This window comes from Metamycoplasma orale ATCC 23714, assembly GCF_000420105.1.
Taxonomy (GTDB): domain Bacteria; phylum Bacillota_I; class Bacilli_A; order Mycoplasmatales; family Metamycoplasmataceae; genus Metamycoplasma; species Metamycoplasma orale.
This window is the reverse complement of record NZ_ATUH01000014.1, coordinates 1-16807: the sequence shown is the minus strand read 5'-3', so window position 1 is coordinate 16807 and position 16807 is coordinate 1. Positions and strand designations below refer to the sequence as shown.

The 16807-nt window shown below is 26.2% G+C and carries 12 protein-coding genes and 1 pseudogene; 12 read left to right on the top strand and 1 reads right to left on the bottom strand.

Annotated elements, in window-relative coordinates; genetic code table 4:
- The 4 genes and pseudogenes from F795_RS06910 to F795_RS06905 all read left to right on the top strand — a co-directional run.
- Positions 1 to 322, top strand: a 322-nt coding sequence (locus F795_RS06910) for an IS3 family transposase (protein WP_022936246.1), incomplete at its 5' end; no start/stop codon positions are given.
- A 210-nt stretch (positions 323 to 532) separates the two neighbouring features.
- Positions 533 to 961: pseudogene (rplK, locus tag F795_RS0103015) on the top strand (50S ribosomal protein L11); the annotation flags it as partial.
- Between the two features lie 14 nt (positions 962 to 975).
- Entirely contained in the window at positions 976 to 1671 is a 696-nt protein-coding gene (gene rplA / locus F795_RS0103010) for a 50S ribosomal protein L1 (RefSeq protein WP_022936244.1), read from the top strand.
- A 143-nt stretch (positions 1672 to 1814) separates the two neighbouring features.
- Positions 1815 to 4241 (top strand): hypothetical protein, encoded by a 2427-nt coding sequence (locus tag F795_RS06905; protein WP_022936243.1) that lies wholly within the window; start codon positions 1815 to 1817, stop codon positions 4239 to 4241.
- A gap of 59 nt (positions 4242 to 4300) precedes the next feature.
- On the opposite strand, the gene eno is transcribed toward F795_RS06905, so the two are convergent.
- Complete coding sequence (gene eno, locus F795_RS0103000; RefSeq protein ID WP_022936242.1) at positions 4301 to 5671, bottom strand: phosphopyruvate hydratase; 1371 nt, start codon at positions 5669 to 5671, stop codon at positions 4301 to 4303.
- 126 nt (positions 5672 to 5797) lie between these two features.
- Between eno and F795_RS0102995 the strand changes: the two genes are divergently transcribed.
- From F795_RS0102995 to F795_RS0102960, 8 genes are all read left to right on the top strand, one after another.
- Complete coding sequence (locus F795_RS0102995) at positions 5798 to 6508, top strand: hypothetical protein (protein ID WP_022936241.1); 711 nt, start codon at positions 5798 to 5800, stop codon at positions 6506 to 6508.
- A gap of 85 nt (positions 6509 to 6593) precedes the next feature.
- Complete coding sequence (gene tig / locus F795_RS03605) at positions 6594 to 8072, top strand: trigger factor (RefSeq protein ID WP_022936240.1); 1479 nt, start codon at positions 6594 to 6596, stop codon at positions 8070 to 8072.
- A gap of 218 nt (positions 8073 to 8290) precedes the next feature.
- On the top strand, positions 8291 to 10888 hold the full coding sequence (gene secA / locus F795_RS0102985) for a preprotein translocase subunit SecA (protein ID WP_027120308.1): 2598 nt from the start codon (positions 8291 to 8293) through the stop codon (positions 10886 to 10888).
- A gap of 7 nt (positions 10889 to 10895) precedes the next feature.
- Complete coding sequence (locus F795_RS0102980; RefSeq protein WP_027120307.1) at positions 10896 to 12119, top strand: replication-associated recombination protein A; 1224 nt, start codon at positions 10896 to 10898, stop codon at positions 12117 to 12119.
- Entirely contained in the window at positions 12119 to 13060 is a 942-nt protein-coding gene (gene pheS / locus F795_RS0102975; protein WP_022936237.1) for a phenylalanine--tRNA ligase subunit alpha, read from the top strand. The genes F795_RS0102980 and pheS overlap by 1 nt, the downstream gene beginning before the upstream one ends.
- Before the next feature lie 10 nt (positions 13061 to 13070).
- A complete protein-coding gene (locus tag F795_RS0102970) occupies positions 13071 to 15254 on the top strand; it encodes a phenylalanine--tRNA ligase subunit beta (protein WP_022936236.1) in 2184 nt (727 codons plus the stop codon).
- Positions 15255 to 15388: 134 nt separating this feature from the next.
- Positions 15389 to 16459: an alanine/ornithine racemase family PLP-dependent enzyme gene (locus F795_RS0102965; RefSeq protein WP_022936235.1), complete on the top strand. Its 1071-nt coding sequence runs from the start codon at positions 15389 to 15391 to the stop codon at positions 16457 to 16459.
- 56 nt (positions 16460 to 16515) lie between these two features.
- The coding region (locus tag F795_RS0102960; protein ID WP_022935852.1) for a helix-turn-helix domain-containing protein at positions 16516 to 16807 on the top strand (292 nt) is incomplete at its 3' end.

Below are 16807 nucleotides of genomic sequence, written 5' to 3'. Positions count from 1 at the left end.
ACATAGTTTAAACAATGTATTGTTGCATTCTGATCAAGGATGACAATATACTCATGAAGAGTATATAAATTATTTGAAGGAGAAACAAACAATTCAAAGCATGTCAAGAAAAGGAAATTGTTTAGACAATAGTCCCACTGAATGTTTATTTAGTGTTATAAAAAGAGAATTTTGATTTGAAGAAGAAAATAGATTTAAAAGTTTTAAAGAATTTAAAACTGCTTTAGAAAAATATATTTCATATTATAATAATGACAGAATTGTTAATAAATTAAAAGGGCTTAGTCCTGTTCAATACAGGAATAAGTCCAAACACAATTAAAAAGTCCAATATTTGGGGTTCATACCAAAATTTAAATGTCATATTTTTTTATTTTTTTTAATAAAAAAACTTAATTTTTTCATTTAGTTATTTTGCTAAAAAAAATATTTTTATTATATAATACTAAATGCAATTATTACATTGCCTCTAGCGAGTGGGAGAGTTTATTTAATAAACTCATTTGCACCACAGAGTATGAAAGGACTTAAAATGGCTAAAGAAGTTGTAAAAAAAGCCAAACTGCAATTTATTGCAGGTCAAGCAAAACCTGGTCCAGCACTTGCAGGTGTTGGAATTAATATGCCTGAATTTACAAAGGCATTTAATGATCAAACCAAAAACAGAGGACAAGAACCTGTTCCTGTATTAATTACTGTATATAAAGATAAATCATTTGATTTTAAATTATATACTTCACCTACTTCATATAAATTGATTGAAGCAGCTAAAGTTAAAAAAGGTGCAGGTGTTCCTAATAAAGATGTTGCTGGAACTATTACCATTGCACAATTAAAAGAAATAGCTGAATATAAATTACCTGATTTAAATACTACTAGCGTACACTCTGCAATGAAACAAATTGCTGGAACTGCTAGACAAATGGGAATTAAAATTGATGGTTACGAAGAATGACTAAAGAAAGGAATTAACTAATGGCTAAAAAACTTTCTAAAAATGTAGTAGTAGCTAAAAAATTAGTTTCTACTTCGGACGTATTACCATTAAATGAAGCAATTGAATTAGCAAAAAAAGCTTCATATGCGAAATTTAATGAATCAGTTGATATTGCTTTAAACCTTAACTTAGATACAAGAAAAGCTGAACAACAATTAAGAGGGGCTATTGTTCTTCCTAATGGTTCAGGTAAAAGTGTTAAAGTTTTAGTTGCGACAGATGATGTTGCATCACAAAAAGCTTCTAAAGCTGCCGGTGCTGACTATGTATATTCAGGTGCTGAATTAAACGAAGTATTAAATCAAGATAAATATGATTTTGATGTTATTGTTGCCGACCCTAAAATGATGTTAGTTTTAGGAAAATTTGGTAAGAAACTTGGACCTAAAGGTTTAATGCCTAACCCTAAAACCGGAACTGTAACTACCACTCCTGCTAAAGCAGTTGAAGAACTTAAAAAAGGTAAAGCTAACTATAGAGCTGATAAAAATGGTATTATTCATACATCAATTGGTAAAAAATCAATGGATACTAAAAAACTTGCTGAAAACGCAGATGCTTTAATTCAAACAATTAAAAAATTGAAACCTACAACCGTTAAAGGAACATATATTAAAAACATTACTGTTTCTACAACAATGGGACCTTCAGTTAAAGTTAAAATTGAATTATAATCAAATACATAATTGTAAAAAACTTCCATTAAAATTGGGAGTTTTTATTTTAATAAATTTTTGCTTTAGTTTTAATAAGTATATAATTAAATCATGTTATTTTAATAATTAAGAATTAAACAATTAAGGAGAAGTTTAAATTTATGAAAAAGAACATATTACTATTAAGCACTAGTTTACTAGTATTACCTTCAATGCCTTTGATTTTACAATCTTGTGAAAACAAAGAAACAAAAGAAATGTCAAATAAATTAAATGAGGAAATTAAAGTTGCAAATAGCCTTATTGATCAAATTGGTAGTTTGCCTAAATATGAAACATTGCAAAGTGATGTTACAGAACTTAAAAAATTAATTGAAGAATCAAAAAAAGTTTTGAGTTCTAAAAAATCTGCAAACGAATTAAAAGTACAATTTGAAAAACTTGTAAAAATGGTAGGAAGCGTTTATAACAAGAAATTACAAATCGATAATAGAGATACAACATTTGATAATCTTGATGCATCTAATTCATTATCTATTATTAGTGATAAATTAGATCAATTTTATAAAGCAATAGCTGATAAAAAAGATTTTTATTATGACTATAAAAATAATAAAATGATTGCAGTAGAAGCTGGCAAAAGACCTAATTGACAAGAAACAAATGAATATTTAATTGATGTTAAAATTAAAGATTTAGCCAATGACTTACAAATAGCAAATGCTAAAGAACCAACATATGAATCACATGGTAAAATTCAAGTTTCTGGAAAAATTGATTATGAAATAAATGCTAATGGTGAAATTATCTTTAGCTATAAAATAGGATTTTATAATAGAGGTAACCCAAAAATTAGCGAAACAGTATTTACTACTAATTTAGGCAAACCATTAAGTGAAGAAGAACAAAAAGAAATTGCTAAATTAGAAGAAGCAGAAAAAAATACTACATTCTCTTATTCAGGAGACATATCTAATACTTTATTAAAAGATGCTGATCTAAGTAAAGTCGTAGCAAATGTGCCAGAAGGATTTGAAATCGAAAGTAAAAAAATGGTTCCTAATGACGAAGCTGGATTTTATGAACTTACAATACTTTTCAAATTAAAATCTAAAAAAGTTAATGTTTCATCTAAGAAAAACAAAGAATTCGCTTTAAAAGGTTGAAAGAAAACACCTGAAAAAATAGCAGAAGAAGAACAAGCTAAAAAAATTATTGAAGAAGAAACAAAAAATATTAAAGCATATATTTCTAATGAAACTGCATATCAAGACATTATAAATAGAAATGCAATAGCACAAGAAAATCATACACCTAACTTTGTGATAAGCGGTTATGATTCATCAAAATTTATAGCAACTGCAACTGAAGTAAAAGTTGAAGAAGTGGCTGGCAAAAAGAAAATAACAATTTCATATGAAATTCATGCAATTGTTAATAAAGATATAAAAGTTTTAAAAACTAATATACAAGTTGAAACAAATTACAACAAAGATGTAATTAATCCACATAATCTTTCAGCCGAAGAATGCAAAAACTTTTTAACAGATGCAATTAAAGATGAAAAAATTTGTCCATTTTATAGTAAAGATAAAACTTATATTGAAAAATTAAATAATTTAAATCTTTCTAATAAATCGTTCTTTATTGAAGGAAAAAAATTAAATAACTTAATTTATAACTTTGGAAATGTTTACAAAAAAGATAATAAATATTATGTAGAAGCAGAATTAAGTTTTGCTTATTGACCTGGAAGTCCAAAAGTTAAAATTGAAAAAGAAATTGATTTAGAAAAACTTGGTGTTAATATCTTAAACGAAGGAAAAAATGAATCTAATAAGATTCAAGATATAGAAGCGCCTACAGGAACTATTACTGAACAATTTGAACCAACATTAGATCTTTCTAAATTTACTGATAGTGATTCAGATGATGCTAATGGAGGACCAGCAATTAATCCTATAAAGAAAAATACATTAAGTTATATAAACTCATTAGTTTGCCTTAATAAAGATTTATATAATCAAATGGTTTCAGGAAACTTTGGTAGTAAAAAACTTTTACAACATCTAAAATATGATTCAACAACATTTGAAGCTAAAAGTAATGTTTATTTCTTGCCTCATAACACATTTTTACCTAAAGAAATGTATTCAGAATATTATGCTTATGTATTTTCAAGCCCAATATATGATCAAGAAACAAAAAAACTTACAATTAAAATATCTGTAGTTTCAACAAATGATTTAAACGCAGGAAACACAAAAGATCAAGTTGCATCAAAAAGAGTTGAAGTTGTTGCAAATGAATTCTTGCAATGCAATATTACAAAATATTTATTTACTAAATCAGTATTTGACTTAAGATTAAAAGGAAGTACTTTCGATCAATCTAAACCAGCATCAGAAGTTACTATGGAAATACTTAAACAAAAACTTGAAGAACATTATGTTGGATATGTAATTGAAAATGTTGAAGTAGACCATTCTAAATCTTCTGAAGGAAAATTACTATACAAATTTAGTGCTAAAAAAGATTCATTTGAAAGTTTTGTTCTTTCACTAACAATTTCAAAATTTAAAAAATAATTCTTAATTTTAAAATAAAAAATAGGCTTTTTAAAAGGTCTATTTTTTCGTTTATTAAATTATTTTAAGTTAGTAAAAGTTGCTCTTCCTTCATATTTTCCATCTTTACCAAGTAACATTTCTATTTTTAAAAGACGGTTATATTTTGCAATTCTATCTGTTCTTGAAAGTGAGCCAGTTTTAATTTCTCCACAATTAAAAGCAACTGCTAAATCAGCTATAAAGGTATCTTCTGTTTCACCTGAACGATGTGAAATAACAGGGATCATATTTGCACCTTGTGTAAGTTTAATCGCTTCTATTGTCTCACTAATCGTTCCTATTTGATTAATTTTAATTAAAGAGGCATTTATAGCATCTTTTTTAATCGCTTCTTTTATGTATTTTGGATTAGTTACAATTAAGTCATCACCCACCAATTGAACTTTATTTCCAAATAGTTTTTTCATAGCTACAAAGCCATCTCAATCATCTTCATGGTGACTATCTTCTATAGAAATAATAGGAAATTTTTCAATTAAAGATTTGTAATAATCAATTAATTCTTTACTACTAAATTCATATTTATAATTCTTATATTTAGCATATTCTTCAGGTTTATTTTCAATTGCTGCTTTAAATTTTTTAAAGATATATTTCTTTTTGTCTTCATTATAAAGTTCTGAAGCGGCACAGTCTAAACAAATTCCCACTGCTTTTTCACCTTTAGTTGAAGGATTAAAACCTGCTTCTTTTATAGCATTAACTAAAAATTCAAGTGCTTCTTCATGGGTGTGTAAATTAGGGGCAAAACCGCCTTCATCACCAACTTGTGTTCCATATCCGTGTTTTTTTAGAAGTTTAGCCAATGTATGAAATACAAAGTTTGCTACTTGCATTGCTTCCTTAAATGATTTAGCTCCTAAAGGCATAATCATAAATTCTTGAAAATCAATTGTATTTGAAGCGTGTTCTCCACCATTAATAACATTTAACATAGGCACTGGAAGTTTATATGGTTTTCTTGAATCAATTGAAGCTAAATATTCATATAATTCTAAATTTTTTTCTTTAGCGGCTGCTTTAGCAAAAGCACATGACAAAGCAAGAAGCGCATTTGCACCTAACTTAGATTTAGTTTCTGTACCATCTTCTTTTAAAAGAAATTCATCTAATTCTTTTTGTTTAAGAACATCTTTACCAATTAATTTAGGCGCTAAAATGTTGTTAACATTATCAACTGCTGTTTGAACACCTTTGCCACCAAATCAATTTTTTTCATATTTTGTGTTTTTGTCTCTAAGTTCCAAAGCTTCTTTAGATCCCGTTGAAGCGCCAGAAGGAACCATTGCTTCCACAAAATGTTTTTCAGTGTTAAGTTCAACTTTAACAGTTGGATTTCCTCTACTATCCAAAACTTCATAAGCTAATATTTTAGTAATCTTTGACATTATTACTCCTTTACTACTCAAAAATTATTATTATTGTTTTATAATATAATGTATTAATCTATACATAATAAAGTATATATTAAAATAGACAATTTTATTAATCAAACTTACATAATGGAGAAATATATGTCTGAAAAAAATCATGAATTTCAAAAACTTATAGACTTAATTGAAAAAGAAAAAGAGGAAGACCCAATTAAAGCTTCTTATTTAATTGATAAATCTTTAAAGGAATATGTTTTGAAAGAAGAACAGGAAGTTCTAAATTATTTAAGAGAAAAAATAATTTTTGACATTAAGAAAAATAAATTATTAGTTAAAACTTCATTACCTACAATTGACTTAATTAATTTTCTTAAATCTCTTAAAATGGATTATCTATTTATGGTTTGCTACAATGAACTAAAAAATAGAAATGACGTTAAAAATTTAGCTTCTGAATTCCAATATTTTTTTAATAAAGATGGATTTGAATATGGTTCTTTTCAAACTCTAATCTATGAATTAATGGTTGAAAAAGAAATTGATTATGAATACATAATTAAAAAAGAAAAAATTAATCCTAAAAAATTTAAATCACTTCTTTCAAATAAAGATATAGATAAAATTAAAAATGAAGTTTTGACTAAATATGAAAAAGATATAGCAAATTATAAAATCGCATCACAAGTATTTGCTGGATATCTTTTCTTATATTGAGTAGATATTTTAAAAAATAAAACTAAAAACGATTATGAAACTATTGTTTCAGTTACAGAAGTTTTATTAGGAAATAAAGATAAAAAAGATTTAAAAGACAAAAATGAATTAGAACTTTATGAAATTTTTTCAAATTAGAAAATAAAAACATAAAAACTTATATAATTTTTAAAGTTTATATATTAGATATAACTTAATTTAAATTTTTAGAAAAGGAACTAAAATGGCAGAAATTAAAAGTAAAGACTGAGTAGTTAAAGTTGAAACTAAATTAGAAGGTGAACAATGAGAAACTTATCTTAAAAAAGCAAGAAATGCTTTAAGAGCAGAAGTTGTTGTTCCAGGTTTTAGAAAAGGTAAAGCGCCTATTAATAAATTAGATGCAAGAATTAGCATTGATAAAGTTTTTGAAAAAGCAATTAAAAGTTCACAAAATGTTGCTATTGAAAAATTAGATCAAAAAGCTGCTGAACAAAATAAAAACCTATTTTGAGAAAAATCTATTTCATTAAAATTAGAAAATATTAATGAAAAAGAATTAGCTATTAGTGGAGAATATATTGTTATTCCTCACATAACTTTAGGTGATTACAAATCATTAAAAATTAAATTAGAAAACTTAAATGTCCCAGCAGACTTAATTGAAAAAATTAAAAAAGAAAAACTTGACAAATACGCTGTAAAACTTGAAAGTGAAGAACCTATTAAATTAGGCGATGAAGTAAATTTTGATTTCACTGGATTTATTGATGGAAAAGAATTTGAAGGTGGAAAAGCTGAAGGCTTTGATTTAGAAATTGGATCTAAGAGATTTATCCCCGGATTTGAAGAAAAAATGATTGGCCTTAAAAAAGGCGAAGAAAAAGATCTTAAACTTAAATTCCCTACAGATTATCATGTAAAACACTTAGCTGGAAAAGATGTAGTATTTAAAGTTAAAATCAATTCAATTAAAACTATTTCATTACCAGAAATAACCGATAGCTTTGTAGCAGAACTAAACCTTTCACCATTAATCAAAACAAAGAAAGATTTTGAACAATATATTAATACTTATGCATTAGCAGAACATCTTAAAGATGTTGAAAGTGATTATTCAGCAAAACTAAGTGATAAAGTAAACTCACTTGCAAAATTTGAAATTCATGAAGCAATTATTGAAAATAGAAAAGAACAAACTTACCATGCATTCTTAAGAAAATTAGAAGAACAACAAATTACCGAAGATGAATTTTTAGAAAGTGCCGGACTTACAAAAGAAGAATATCTTAAAGATAATGAAGAAAAAATTATTAAAGAATTAAAATCTTCATTTATTATGGGCGCTATGGCAGAAGCTGAAAAAATCAATGTTACATACAAAGATTATGAAAAATATATTGGCGATATAGCAGCAAATTGAGGCCTTCAAAACATTGACATTATTAAACAATACATTCCATTTAGCACATATCAAACTAATGAAATGACTAAAAAATTAATTGAAAAAATGATGAATTATACAGATCCAGAAGCAGCAGCTGAATATAAAAAACTTGATAGCAAAGTTAAAAAATATTTTGAAACATTAGACAAAGCAAAGTTTGAAAAAGATAAAGCTGAAGATAAAAAAGAAGAAGCTAAAGAAACAAAATCAAAAGAAGAAAAACCTAAAGCTGAATCAACTAAAAAAACTACTACTAAAAAAGAAGAAACAAAATAATAATTGACTCGCATTAACTTGCGAGTTTTATTATTTTTAATTTTAAATTAAATTGTAAAATCAACAGTTTTGTAATGTGCTAAATAATAACTAGTAAAAAAAGTAAAAATGTTATACAATTATAAAGTAATATGAAAACAAATAATCAAACTATAAAAGAACAAGATATCAAAGAAACTAAAAATAAAGAAAAACCTAAAAAACATGCAAATGAAGAAATGTCTTTTTGAAAAAGACTTTTTGATTTTAAAACTAGAGAAATGAAAATAGCAGAAGCTACTCTTAAAAAAATTAATAGATTTGAACCTGAAATTTCACTTTTATCTGATGAAGAATTAAAAAGAAAAACTAATGAATTTAGGGAACGTTTAAATTCTGGTGAAACAAGAGAACAAATTAGACCGGAAGTTTTTGCTGTTTCTAGAGAAGCTACTAAGCGTGTTTTAGGAAAACGTCCATTTGATGTTCAAATGATAGGTGGAGTAATTCTAGATTTAGGTTCTGTTGCTGAAATGAAAACCGGGGAAGGTAAAACAATTACTTCTATAGCACCAGTTTATTTAAATGCATTAACAGGATCAAGTGTTATTATTTCAACAGTTAATGAATATCTTGCACAACGTGATGCTGAAGAAATGGGACAAGTATTTAAATGATTAGGACTTACAGTTGGCATAAATTTAGCTTCTTTATCAACAGATCTTAAACGTGAGGCTTATGCTTGTGATATTACTTATTCAGTTCACTCTGAATTAGGGTTTGATTATTTAAGAGATAACATGGTTAAATCTAAAGAAGAAAAAGTTCAACGGGGACTTGATTTTATTCTTTTAGATGAAGTCGATTCTATTTTAATTGACGAAGCTAAAACGCCTTTAATAATTTCTGGCGGTGATGATGATACTAGTTCTATTTATAACATTGCTGATTTATTTGTTAGAACTTTAAATAAAGATGATTACTTTATTGATGAAGAAACTAAATCTGTTTATTTAACAGATGAAGGAATTGCTAAAGCAAATAAGTATTTTAATTTTCATAATTTATATGATATTGAAAACTCAGAATTAGTTCATAGAATTCAAAATGCATTAAGAGCACATAAAGTTATGAAGCTTGATGTTGAATATATTGTTAGAGAAGACAAAATCGAATTAGTTGACTCATTTACTGGACGTATCATGGAAGGTCGTGCTTATTCAGAAGGACTCCAACAAGCTATTCAAGCAAAAGAAAAAGTTGAAATAGAACCAGAAACTAAAACATTAGCAACAATTACTTATCAAAACTTCTTTCGTTTATTTAAAAAAATATGTGGAATGACTGGTACTGCTAAAACTGAAGAAAATGAATTTATTGAAATTTATAATATGCGTGTTAATGTAGTTCCTACTAATAAACCCTTAATAAGGATAGACGATAAAGATGAAATTTACGTAACCATGTTTTCAAAATGAAAAGCAGTTACTAAAGAAATTAAACGTGTTTATGAAAAAGGACAACCTATTTTAATAGGTACCGCGCAAGTTGAAGATTCAGAAGTTCTACATGAAATGCTTTTAAATGAAGGTATACCACATGCTGTTTTAAATGCAAAACAAGATGCTTCTGAAGCTGAAATTATTTCTAAAGCAGGTCAAGTTAAGGCTGTTACTATAGCAACTAACATGGCAGGACGTGGTACTGACATTAAGCCTTCTAAAGAAGCGCTTGAATTAGGCGGACTTTATGTGCTAGGTACAGAAAGAGCTGAATCTAGAAGAATTGATAACCAATTAAAAGGAAGATCTGGACGTCAAGGAGATATTGGATATTCTAAATTCTTTTTATCATTAGATGACCAACTCATTTTAAGATTTTCAGTTCAAGATAAATGAAAAGAAATGTTTGCCTCTTATGGTGATGATCCTATTGAAGGAGAATCAATTAGAAGAGCATTTATTTCTGCGCAAAAGAAAATAGAAGGTTTTAACTTTGATAATAGAAAATCTGTTTTAAACTTTGATGATGTTATTAGGCAACAAAGAGACTTAATATATGAACAAAGGGATTTAATATTGGAACGTGATGACCTTTCAACAATTATTAATAAAATGATTAATGTTTGCGTTACTCAAATAGTTGATAATCCTTTCTTTACAAATAAAAATAATGCACTTGATTTTAAAGTTTTTGTAGACTACATTAATAGAAACTGAATGAATTTGTCAACACACAAATTTACTGAAGAAGAATTAGTAAAATTAGATCGTGATGATTTAATTAGTTATATTACTAATATTTTTAGAAAAGAATATGCCAAATTACGTCAAAACATTGTTGAAAAATATAATGTTATGCAACTTACTATTTTGGAAAGAAATATTATCTTAGAAATTTTTGACCAAGCTTGACAAGATCATATAAATGTTATGGATAAACTAAGAAGAAATGCACACTTAGTACAATATTCTCAAAAAAATCCATATCAAGTGTACACAAATTTAGGTTCTAAAAAATTCAAAGAATTAACTAACAGAATTGCACTTGAATCAGTTGTAAACTTAATGAATAATTATGAAGCTACACCAGCAAATAATTACAAAGATAGCAATGTTTCTTCTCTTTTGGAAAATACAAATATAAATCTAAAAGAAAATAAACAACTTCTTGACTTTTTAAATTCTATATTTGAACATGAAAAAGATAAATTGTTAATGGATGGAAAAAGCCCAGAAGAAGCAAATAAAATAATTGAAGAAAAGAAAAAAGCTCTGATAGGTGATTTTAAAATTACTGTTGATGGTGATACATTAACAATTGATAACAAGAAATAAGGTTAAAATGAATAAAAATTTTGCTTTAAGTTCGCGCCCTAAAACACTAGATAATTTTATTTGCACTAAAGCACATAAAATTATCTTTTCTAATATTATTGAATCAAAAGACTTTTCTTCATTTATATTTTTCGGCTCACCAGGTACTGGCAAAAGCACAATAGCTTATATTTTAGCTTCTTCTTTAACAGATAAATATTCATATTTTAATGCCGCTACAGATAAAAAAGAAGATCTTGTGTCAAAAATAAAAAATTCTAAAATTATTATTATTGATGAAATTCACCGGCTTAATAAAGATAAACAAGATATTCTTTTACCTTATTTGGAAAATAAGGAAATAACCGTGTATGCAACAACTACTGAAAATCCTTATTTTAAAATTAATCCTGCGCTTAGATCAAGAATGCTAATAGTTGAACTTAAAAAACCTAGTCATGATGAAATTTTAGAAGCTTTAAAAAATACATTAAGTAGCAATGCTGCAGAATTAGAAAAATATATTACTAATGATATTTTAGAACATATTGCTATGCAGTCCGGTTTAGATTATAGATGTGCTCTAAATAATTTGGAACTAGTATGTACATTATTTTCTAGAAATAAAAATTTGAAATTAGATGATATTAAAAGCTTTTTGCCTTCAATTCAATTTGCTGCAAATAAAAATGGTGAAGAACATTATAATTATCTTTCAGCATTTCACAAATCATTAAGGGGAAGCGATCCAGATGCTAGTTTATATTATGGTTTTCTAATAGTTAAGTCAGGTGATTTTGATGGATTATTTAGAAGAATGCTTTGTGCAACATATGAAGATGTCGGACTTGCAAATGTACATTTAAGTGCTGCAATTAATTCGGCAATAAGTGCTTTTGAAAGATTAGGCATGCCTGAAGGATACTTACCTATTGCATATGCTATTTTACAAATAGCATTAAGTCCTAAATCTAACTCTGCATATTTAGCTGCTTTGCAAGTTCAAAGAGACTTAGAAAATGGGCTAATATATGATACGCCTGCTTTCTTAAAGGATTCTCATTATAAGTCGGCCAAAAAACTAGGTAGAGGTAACGAATATAAATATCCACATGACTATCCTAACCACTATATAAAACAAAAATATTTGCCAAATGAACTAAATGATAATAATAGATACTATAATTATCAATTACAAGGATATGAAGCCAAAATTAATGAATATTGAAAAATTATTAAGGGAGAAAAATAATGAAGTTTGATATAGAAAAAATTAATAATTTAGAAGATCTTAAAAAGATTAAATATGAATTTAATAATTCAAAAGAATTATTAAATTTAATTTCATCATTGAAAACTGCACAAAATAATGAAAAAGCAGAAATCGGTAAAAAAATACAATTATTAAAAAAAGAAGCTGAAGATTTTTTTGAGCAAGCAAAAAACCGAATTGAAGAAATAGAAAACAATAAAATTATTGAATCTGAATATATTGATTATGCCACACCAATAACTTTTAGTGGAACTATTCATCCAATTGAATTAATTGCTTCGAGATTTAGAAAATGATTATCAATTAACGGCTACTTTGAAGTTATAGCTTCTGAAATAGAAAATGACGAATATAACTTTGAAAGATTAAACATTCCAAAAAATCACCCCGCAAGAGAAATGCAAGATTCTTTATACTTAAATCAAAATGAACTTTTAAGAACACACAATACTGGAGTTAGCGCAAGAGTTTTGGAAAAATATAAAAATAAAAATGTGTCTCAATTTGTAATTGGAAAGGTATATCGTAATGATGAAGAAGATGCTACTCATACTCATCAATTTACACAACTTGATTTAGTTAGTGTTGGAAAACACTCATTTGGAACATTAATTTATACATTAAAAGAATTGCTTTCATATGTACTTGAAGAAAAAGTCGAAATTAGACTTAGACCTTCATATTTCCCTTTTACTGAACCTAGTGTTGAAGTCGACGTATTTTATAAAAATAGATGAATCGAAGTTCTAGGCGCAGGTATGATTCACAATGAAGTTTTAAGAAAAGCAGGATATACTAAAAAAGTTACAGGAATAGCTGCTGGAATTGGACTTGAAAGAATTGCAATGATTAAATATGGTATTGATGACATTAGAGAGTTTTATACAAATGATAAAAGATTTTTAAAACAATTTAAATAAGGAGATAAAAATGATATTTTCATATAGAAGATTAATAAAAGAAGCAAACTTACAAAATGTATCTATTAATGACATTGCAAAAGCTATTAACTCAATTGGATTTGAAGTTGAAGAAATTAAAAAATTCAACGAAGTTGAAGGTATTAAATTTGGACATGTTTTAAAAATCTATAAAAATCCTAATGCTGAAAGATTATCAGTTTGTGAAATTGAAGTGTCAAATGGAGAAACAAAAATTATTCAAACAACTGCTACAAATGTTAAGCAAGATGATTATTTAATGATTTTCCCAATTGGTTCTAAATCTAAAAATGTAACTTTTGCTGCTCGTGTTATGCAAGGGATTGAATCTCAAGGAATGTTAGTTGGATTAAGTGAAGTTGGCTTTGATGAAAATATAATCCCACAAGAATTTCAAGATCAAATTTTTACATTTAAAAAAGTTGATCTTAATTTAGATCCGCTTGAATATTTTGAATTAAATGATTATTTAATTGATGTAACTATTTTATCTAACCGTGCTGATGCAACTTGTTATTTAATAATGGCTAAAGAATTAGGCGCATACTTTAATAGTAAACCTCTTAAATTAAAAGAAAATAAGTCTACTTTAAAATCTTCATTAAATGTTTCTGATAAATTAATAGACACAAACTATTTAAGTTTAGTTGAAACCACAGATTCAATAAATCTTTCAATACAAGATAAGATGCTACTTTGAAAGCATGGCATCAGAACAGACGATAGCGCTTTAGATTTAGCTTCTTTAACTTTACTATACGCAGGCGTTCCTTGTTTTGCATATAATAATTTAATCAGTAATGAAATTAGTACTGAAAACTATTCTAAAAAAGTTACATTAAATAATAATTTGCAAAATATAGAAGTTGAACTTGAAAATAACCTTGTAGTAAAAAATGGCAATAAAGTTCTTTCGTTAGCTTCAGTCACTCCTTTAAAAGAAGCATTTGAAAAAAATGCTAAAGGAAATACAATATTTGAACTTTCTTCATTTGGCATTAATAAAGTTAGAAAATCAGCAAAACAAGCTAAATTTGAAACTTTAGCATCTTTAAGGGGACAAAAAGAAATAGCACCTGGCCAAATTATTTTAGCTTATCATTTCTTATCAACTTACTTAATAAATTTTTCCGTTTTAATAAATAAACCTAAAATTAAAAATCAATCTATTTTCTTGGACAAAAAAATAATTGATAAATATGCAGCATTTAGCATTACTAGAACTAAGAAGTTTAGTGATGTAATTAATAAACTTGAAATATTAGGCTTTGAATATAATAAAAAATTAAATGATTTAAAGGTTCCTTCTTATCGTTATGATATTTTTTCTTATCAAGATTTAATTGAAGAAATATTTAGATTTTATGGATATGATAATTTTGTATCAAAACAAATTCCAATAACTGTTACAAGCGAAAATTTAGAAAATGTTAATCCTAATGAAAAAATTTTGGAATCATTCAAAGATAAAAATTACATGAATGTTAGAACTTTTAGTTTAATCAAACCTGAAGAAAATATTTTTAATCCTTTTAATTTTACAAATACTTTAGTGGCTAACGATTCAAAAAATTATGATCACTCTTCTTTAAGAAATTCTATGATAGTATCTTTAAATAATGTTCTAGTTCACAATAAAAAACAAAACATTAATAATATTTCAATATTTGAAATAGGAATGATTAATAATATGCCTAATGTTTTGGGAATAGCTTCAAATGAAAAAACTTTCGAAGAAATTAAAAGAGATATTCTTTCATTAACAAATAAATCATTAGTATTTAAAAAATCAAATAATATAATTTTTCATAAAAATGTTTCAGCAGATATCTATTTAGAAGATATTTATATCGGTTATTTAGCTAAATTAAATCCTAATGTTTTAAAATCAAATGCAATATTTGGTGAAATACTATTAGACAAATTAACCAATAAAAAACATCAATATGTTCCATACAATAAAAATCAACTTAAATCTAGAGATATAACATTTACTTTAAATAAAAACGAATCTATTGAAGCAAAATTAAATGAAATTAATAAATTAAAGGGTATTTATGAAATATCTATAAAAGATGTTTTTGAAAAAGACAACAATACTAAAAATGTTACAATTTCAATTGTATTAGAATCTTGAGCAGCTGATTTTTTTGACAAAGTATTTAACAAATAATAAATATATCAAGATAGCGTTTAATGTAATGCTATCTTTTTTATTTCAAAAGCATTAAGAACTAACTAATTAATAACTAAAGTTGTATTTATTGTAAAATATTATTATATGTAATAATATTTGAGAGGTAAATAATGTCATATCCAAAAATAATTATTGATGAAAAGAAATTTAAAAACAATGTAAAAGTTGCTATTGACATGTGCAAAAAACACAACATAGAAGTTTTAGCTGTTACTAAAGGTTTTTGTGGAAATCAAAGAATGGCTGAATTATATTATGAAGCCGGTATTAGATATTTTGGTGATTCTAGACTTGAAAACTTTGCTATCTTTAATAAATTCAAAGATGTTAAAAAACAATTATTAAGAATACCAATGATTTCTGAAATTCCTGAAGTCGTAAAAATTTGTGATTCAAGTTTAAATGGCGACATTCAAGTAATAGAAAAAATTAGTGAGTATTGCCTTAAAAATAATTTAAAACCACATGAAATAGTTTTAATGATAGACTTAGGAGATAGACGCGAAGGTGTTTTACCTGAAGAAGCTTTAAGTACTGCTAAAAAAATATATGAACTAAAAGGTGTTAAATTAATTGGACTAGGTTGCAATTTCGGTTGTTACGGCGCAAGGGTTCCTTCGGATGAATCAATGAAATTATTTGTAAATATTCAACATAAAATTGAAGATGAATTGAAAATTAAATTGACTCATATGTCTGGCGGAAATTCACTAAGCTTACATTTAGTTTGAGAAAATCGTATGCCTAAAGAAATTAATTTTTTAAGAATGGGATTTGCTATGATTTTTGGTACAGAAGATATGTATAGAAAAACTATAAAAGGTATGTATCGTGATGCATTTAGTTGTGAAGCCGAAATTATTGAAATTGACTATAAAAGTTCATTGCCAGTGGGCGAATGTGGAATTGATGCTTTTGGACATAAACCTTATTTCGAAGACATTGGAAATATTAAAAGAATAATTTGTGCTATTGGTAAATTAGATACAATGTTCGATGCTATGATACCTTATGATAAAGATTTGAAAATTTTAGGTGGATCGTCAGATCATTTAATTATTAATGCTAATGATTCTAAAATTAAATACAAGTGTGGTGATATTCTTAAATTTGATTTAGATTGAGGAAGCTTACTATATTTATTTAATTCTAAATATGTAGAAAAAGAATTTAAAAAATAAAAAGCCGGTTAGAGTGAACCCCAAATTCCGGACTTTTTGGAAAGGGGTTCATTTTTATGCAATTCAAATTTAAAAAAGAAAAAAGAAGCAAATGAAATAGAGATATAAAAGGCTATTTGAAATTAAAACTTGATCAAAAAATAAAGATTGTTGAATTATATCTTCAAGATTTTAGCATTTTAGAAATATCTAAAATAATGAAAAATTCTTATTCAGCATGCTATTCAGTAATAGAAAAATACAAAAAGTTTGGTTATAATTCTTTTGCTATGGAAAAGAAAAAAGGAAGAAAATCTAAAATAAATTTAGATGCTCAAAAGGCAGCAAATTTTAAAATCAATATTGAAA